The following is a 5,257-nucleotide window of genomic DNA, read 5'->3' on the forward strand; positions in this document are numbered from 1 at the left end:
CAATATATTTATGGTTAATACCCATGATTGCCGCTTATCGAAGCTTCTCTCCCTTTTTCATCATACAACCTTTACAGTAGGTGATGCTCACCACCATCCAGACAATTGCCAGCATTACGATTGCCATGATCCCTGTATTCCAGATCATCTGGAATACCATCGCCAACGCTGTCAGGATGGGAAGCAGCCTGATAATACACATATAGGCCTTGTAGCTACCCTGGTAAATTGCTTCCTTTTCGGCCTCGTCACAGCTCTCCAGCCATTGCCGGGCAAACTTCCTGGATGCCGGATCTCCCTTCTTCTGCGGATAGATCCTCTGGATGCGCTTAATTACCCGGATCTGGCCAATACCAATATATAAAAAAGTAATTACAAAAACTACCATCCCTGCCAACCAAAAATATGCCTGCCAGTCTTCCACTGTATCAATATAATGAGTGGAATAGCTAGTGCTTAAAATCAGAATGTCCAGGATCATAAAAATATTATGTACAATATTGGTAATGCCATAGATCCGGTCCAGGTCATACTCCAACCGGTCATTCTCATCTTCTTCCTCCACGCCTTCCAGCCGCTGTTCGATTGCTTTCATCTGATGCAGTGCCCATTCATTCCAGATAATACAAACAACAAACAGGATCAGAAGGATAAAAAACATCCTTTCACGGATTCCCAAAACCAGCATCTGTGCTGCATCCTGGATGGTTTGTCCCAATGGCGCACCATGATTCAGATAGCTCATCCCGCCGCCAAGAAAACCTCCGAAGATCATTGCCGCCAGCATGATCAGCCCATATTTCAAATAGGTATTCATCTTTCTTTTATTTACTTTATCTTTCTTCATCTTCATCCTCCAAATAGCTGAATATATCCTCCACCTGAACCTGACAGATCTGTGCCAGCTTCAGGGCAAGTGTTACCGATGGGGAATAGTCGCCTCTTTCGATCAGGCTGATGGTCTGTCGGGATACTCCTGCAAGCTTCCCCATTTGCGCCTGATTGATCCCAAGTCTGGCTCTTTGTTCCTTCAGGTGATTCACCAACGGCATTCATATTCCTCCCTTCCTTTTCTTTTGTTGGTCTTTTGTTCTTTTGTTTCTTTTGTTTCTTTTGTTTCTTTTGTTGTCTTCTATACATGACTTGTATTTTTGTCATTTTGACAACTTTTCTTGTCATCCAATATAACATTGACAAATATACTTGTCAACAGGGGGTTTAAAAAATTTAAAAATATTTACAGGTACATGGTAAAAATCCTTCCTCATTATGCAACATTTTATATCTAACTCCCCCATATAATTATGGACAGCTGTTACAGATTTTTCTGTAGCATAAAACTCAAAGATATGGTAAGATAAATCTATGAATCTGCATAAACTGAAATAAAGCACAGATTCTATCACTCAATCATGAGATATGGCAGACGGATCATAGCCGATGTTCTCTGCCAATACATCACTCAATGTTTAATAAAATGGAGGTATCTATGAAAAAAATGAAAAAAATAGCAGCATTGGCTTCTGCTGCAATCCTTGGCATTTCCACAGTACCGTACAATGTACTTGCTGCTGATTCCTACGCTGACGCCGAAAAATCAGCACTGGATAACGCCCTTGAAACTTTCCGTGCGGTTTATGGCAAGAGCCTGGAGTCAAGCAAAAAAGCTTATGAAGGACAGGGTGTGGATTTCTCCCTGAAATTAGAAGATGGGGCAAAGTCACTTCTCAGTGCATTTTTACCTGTAGATCTTTCTTGGCTGAATTCCATCGGCATTAATGGCGATGTTACCCTTGAAGCATCCAGGTTAGGAGAAGACCTTACCTTAAAGGTAAACGACAAAGAAATCTGCTCTGCACAGTTATATATGGATATGTCCACAATGGACATATATATGAGCATTCCGGAACTTATTGATGGTTATATCAAAGTCAATGCCAACAGTGCTGCCCAGGAAGAAGCAGAAGCAGCCGAAGACGTAGCAGACGACCTGGATATTTCTGTAACAGACGATCTTCCGGTAGATGCTGAGAACCTTACTGAATACCTGGATGCTATGATGAAATTCCAGGAGTCCATGCCTGAAGCTGACACAATTTCCAATATGATCAATAAATATCTGTCTATTGCTGTAGATCACGCAGCAGAAGCAGAAAGTGGAAGTGAGACCCTATCTGTTGATACCGTCAGCGTAGACTGCACTACCATGGAAGGCACCATTTCCGGAGAGAATCTTCTCCCTGCTTTAACAGATATAGTAGAAGCGCTGAAGGATGACGAAGATTTCAAATCTATTTTTGAATCTGCAGCTATTCTTGCACCAGATGCAGACTATACATATGACGATTTCCAGAGCAGTCTGGATGAAGTTCTGGATGCTCTTCAGTCTGAGGATATGTCAACAGAGGATATCACCCAGAGCTTTACCTCCAAAATCTGGATTGACAGTGATGATAATGTAGTGGGACATGAGCTTTCCTATACTGATGAAGAGGGCTCACATCCATTTTTCCTGTATCAGACTCCAACAGATGGAGACAATGCAGGATACCGTTTACATGCAGGTTTGGACGACAGCAGTATCGACATCGTAGGAAGCGGTCAGGTAACAGATGGTACCTTGAATGGTTACTATGAGCTTTCTGTTGACTCTCAGCCGATCCTTGGCATTACTGTTTCAGACTATGATACAGAATCCCTGAAAACCGAAGGTCTTGTTCATGGTTCTTATGACCTTTCCATTTTCCAGGGCGACATGGATGATTCTACTTATGAGACTGTCAGTGCTTTCGGTATCAAACTGACTTTAGACGGTATGAACTTTGCGCTGGATCTTTCCATGAGCGGTACTCCTCTGGCCACCCTGTCTGCCCAGGTTCATGATGCAGATCCTGTGACCTTTGTAGATCCTTCTGAGATGGATCCTATCTATGATGTAGACAATGATGAAGACGGTGATGCATTTGCTTCCTCTATGAGCCTTGACACCATTTTGCAGAACCTGACAGATGCAGGAATGCCAGCTGATTTCTTTGACACTCTGGTAAATGGCTCTTCTGATACCACAGATGCAGATACTGACACTATGGATGATACTTTTGAAGATGACACCGCAGCAGACGATGATACTGCAATTGGTGACACTGCTGAATAAATATTTCTGTAGGGAAATGCAGTATATAGATTCATAAGCAATAATGCAGATTACTACTATATTTGTGTTTTCCCGCAAATATTAAAAGATCCTGACACGTACAGAGATTATTATCCCTGTGCTCCGTGCAGGATCTTTTTTTATATCACTGATTATCCCCTAATCTGACTGACATCAAATCAGAAATGTGTCTTATTTTTCTGGAAACATTTTTGTAAAAATAAAGCGGATCAATGGCCCACAATACATGAGCTGCCAGAAAAAAGCTACTGGAAAATTCATAAAGGTTGTCTGTATCCATACAGCAATAAACTGGGATCCGGCATGTTTAAATAATATTGTAGCGATTAAGCTCATAATTGGACACATAATGCAAATAATCATAACAGAAATCGCAATTGTGATAACAATCGGTCTATCCTTTGGTGTTACAATACGGAATGCAAGCACATGTGCCAGATTATCCACAATAAAAAATTCCAACACAAATGCAACTGGCCACATGATTTTCATTTCGCCGAAAGCCATAAGAAATACCTGATTACTCATTCCACCGATGTTCAGAGAAATGTTGTAGCAGATCATGACATATACCATGAGAAAGGCCATCATGAGAGTAAAAATAACATTTTGAAACTTTGTTTTAGGCATAAAATTGTTCTCCTTTTTTAATTTTGGGCACAAAAAAGACACTTGTGTTGTTCGTTATCAAGCATACACTTGTGTCGTTTCCAATTTTATACCAGTGCTGTTTCGTTATTAGATTAGACAGCAATGTTACCTGTCGGCCACATTACCAAGAAACTATTATATCAGACAAGTGACATGCTCCCACCACTTAAATCTCAGATTTTGAAGTGGGCGCTTCTTGCTCAATGGCTCTACTGAGCCAAGTATCTACAAGCTATCCTCGCGTGTCCCGCGATTCTTTTGCCCGGATACGGGCATTTTTTCTTGTTTTTGCTTATTGTCCGGATACGGACGCTTTATGCTGTCAGCATCCTTCTTGCCTCTTCACGGATGTTGATTGCTGCATTTCGATCTCTGTCCATTTCATTTCCGCACGTACAACGGTAAACTCTTTCGGATAATTTCAGCTCTTTTTTTATCTTTCCGCATTTACTGCATTTTTTGCTTGAAGGGAAAAAGCGGTCTATCTTTACTAATTCTTTTCCCTTCCAGGAAAGCTTATAATCCAGCATATTCCGGAACATCCCGTATCCATTATCCTGCACACTTTTCCCAAAATGCAGACACTGGCTCATCGCTTTCATATCAATATCTTCTACCGCAACTATATCGTACTGGTCTGTAATCCTGCGGCTCAGTTTATGCAGATAATCCCTTCTCTGGCTGCGTATTTTTTCATGGCACCTGGCAACTTTCTTTTTCTGCCTCACATAATTGTGGCTTCCTTTTACACATCTTGACAGTTTACGCTGTTCCCTTGCCAGCCTTTTTTCATTTTTTCTGAAGAATCCTGCTTTTTCATGCTCGATCTCTTCTGAAAACACTGCCATCCCCTGCATCGCATAATCAATCCCCAGTATTTTGGCATTGCTGTAATCCTTATCTGCTGCTTGGTTTTCACAGCTGTATCCTTCATACAGCAGGCTTGCAAAATACTTTCCGGACGGCTCCATACTGACTGTCACTGATTTCAGGCGGCAGTTTTCTGCAGGCTCCCTGTGTTTTTTCATGGAGATCCATTTTAATTTTGGAAGCCGGATCCGGTTGCCTTCCAGCAGAATATTCCCGTTGACCACATTTGTTGTGTAGCTGTTTTTGGAGTGATGTTTTGACTTGAAACGTGGAAATCCAGTCTTAGGATCACTGAAAAAGTTCTTATATGCTTTCTCCAAATGAAGCTGAACATTTGCCAGGGCCAGCGAATCTACTTCTTTCAGGAATGGATATTCCTTTTTATACATAGCTGGTGTGTTTTTTAACATTTTCTTTGTCTTTTTGTACTCCTGGATCTTATCATTAAGCATCTGATTGTACAGAAAACGGCAGCAGCCAAATGTTTTTCCAAGGAGTATCTTCTGTTCATCTGTTGGATAGATCCGGAAACGATATGCTATGTTCAATACTTTTTCTCTC

Annotated in this window: 5 protein-coding genes; 1 reads left to right on the top strand and 4 read right to left on the bottom strand. The window is 41.2% G+C overall.

Annotated features, from left to right (window positions below; translation table 11 throughout):
- Positions 1 to 34: 34 nt before the first annotated feature.
- Together AB5916_RS17200 and AB5916_RS17205 are read right to left on the bottom strand one after the other, a co-directional pair.
- On the bottom strand, positions 35 to 847 hold the full coding sequence (locus AB5916_RS17200) for a DUF3169 family protein (protein ID WP_368192078.1): 813 nt from the start codon (positions 845 to 847) through the stop codon (positions 35 to 37).
- Entirely contained in the window at positions 834 to 1,052 is a 219-nt protein-coding gene (locus tag AB5916_RS17205; RefSeq protein WP_158421378.1) for a helix-turn-helix transcriptional regulator, read from the bottom strand. Before AB5916_RS17205 ends, AB5916_RS17200 begins: the two co-directional genes overlap by 14 nt.
- A 437-nt stretch (positions 1,053 to 1,489) precedes the next feature.
- Here AB5916_RS17205 and AB5916_RS17210 point away from each other — a divergent pair, with 437 nt between their 5' ends.
- Positions 1,490 to 3,154: a hypothetical protein gene (locus AB5916_RS17210; RefSeq protein ID WP_368192080.1), complete on the top strand. Its 1,665-nt coding sequence runs from the start codon at positions 1,490 to 1,492 to the stop codon at positions 3,152 to 3,154.
- A 192-nt stretch (positions 3,155 to 3,346) separates the two neighbouring features.
- Here AB5916_RS17210 and AB5916_RS17215 read toward each other — a convergent pair whose 3' ends face one another.
- Entirely contained in the window at positions 3,347 to 3,805 is a 459-nt protein-coding gene (locus tag AB5916_RS17215; protein ID WP_368192081.1) for a DUF2798 domain-containing protein, read from the bottom strand.
- Positions 3,806 to 4,140: 335 nt separating this feature from the next.
- The coding region (locus AB5916_RS17220) for an RNA-guided endonuclease TnpB family protein (RefSeq protein ID WP_368192083.1) at positions 4,141 to 5,257 on the bottom strand (1,117 nt) is incomplete at its 5' end.

Source organism: Blautia sp. 1033sp1_1033st1_G9_1033SCRN_220408, from assembly GCF_040929965.1.
In the GTDB taxonomy this organism is placed as follows: Bacteria; Bacillota; Clostridia; order Lachnospirales; family Lachnospiraceae; genus Blautia_A; species Blautia_A ammoniilytica.

Excerpts from the sequence above, each read along its gene's own strand:
- AB5916_RS17200 (WP_368192078.1), bottom strand. The coding sequence starts at position 847 with ATGAAGAAAGATAAAGTAAATAAAAGAAAGATGAATACCTATTTGAAA.
- AB5916_RS17215 (WP_368192081.1), bottom strand. The coding sequence starts at position 3,805 with ATGCCTAAAACAAAGTTTCAAAATGTTATTTTTACTCTCATGATGGCC.
- AB5916_RS17210 (WP_368192080.1), top strand. The coding sequence starts at position 1,490 with ATGAAAAAAATGAAAAAAATAGCAGCATTGGCTTCTGCTGCAATCCTT.
- AB5916_RS17205 (WP_158421378.1), bottom strand. The coding sequence starts at position 1,052 with ATGCCGTTGGTGAATCACCTGAAGGAACAAAGAGCCAGACTTGGGATC.